At 55.7% G+C, this 923-nt stretch carries 1 protein-coding gene; it reads left to right on the top strand.

Translation table 11 applies throughout. The features are described from left to right. Window positions 1-234 precede the first annotated feature (234 nt). On the top strand, window positions 235-923 hold a 689-nt coding region (locus tag V8P77_RS34690; protein WP_335916761.1), incomplete at its 3' end, for a Crp/Fnr family transcriptional regulator.

Genomic DNA, 923 nt, shown 5'->3' with positions numbered 1-923 from the left:
CCTTTCGCAATGAGCGCGCATGCCGAGGCAAAATGTGCTAAGCTCTTTGGCAGGTATCGAAACAGCGCTACCGATTTTCGTCGCTGATCGTCAACAATTTCAGCGGCTTATGTGCGGTTTTGTCATAAACGCACAGTTCCTTGGGACCTATGGTCAAACCAACGACCGTCCCTTAGTTTTTCACCAACTCACAGGCGTTTGGTTTTGACATCCAAGCTCCCATGCGGAGCCGCTATGACTCACATTGACCAATCGACCGTCGAAAATACCCTGCTGAAATTGTTGAGCGTAGACGGTTTCGCACGCCTCTCGGAAGGGATGGAGCGCGTCGACCTTCCACTACGGCACGTTCTTGTTGCCAGCGACGTCCCAACCACGCATGTCTGCTTCTTGGAAAGAGGCCTGGCATCCATGGTTGTCAGCAGCATCGACGAAGAAGTGGTGGAAATTGGCCATATCGGGCGCGAAGGCGCTTCCGGCATGCACGTCCTTCTGGCGGTAGAGACCACCCCCACGCGCACCTTCATGCAAGTCGCAGGGTCGGGAATTATGGTGCCGATGGAGACGTTTCAGCGCGCGCTCGCCGATGATCCCGAGATGAAGGATTTCTTCCTTCGCTATGTTCACACAACCGTGCTGCAACTCGCCCATTCGGCGCTCGCCAACGCCCGCTACAATATGCATGAACGGTTGGCGCGGTGGATCCTGATGTGTCACGACCGCCTTGAAGGCAACAACCTGGCCATTACCCATGAATTTCTGGCGTTGATGCTCGGTGTCCGCCGTTCGGGCGTCACCAATGAACTCCACGTCCTTGAGGGCGTCCACGCCATCCGATCGACCCGCGGAAACGTGCGAATTGTGGACAGGGAAAAATTGATCGAAATTGCCGGTGGCTGCTATGGAGTGCCGGAGCGCGAATA

It is taken from the genome of Rhizobium aouanii (genome assembly GCF_037002925.1).
Taxonomy (GTDB): Bacteria; Pseudomonadota; Alphaproteobacteria; order Rhizobiales; family Rhizobiaceae; genus Rhizobium; species Rhizobium aouanii.
This window is presented reverse-complemented; position numbering and strand designations above follow the sequence as displayed.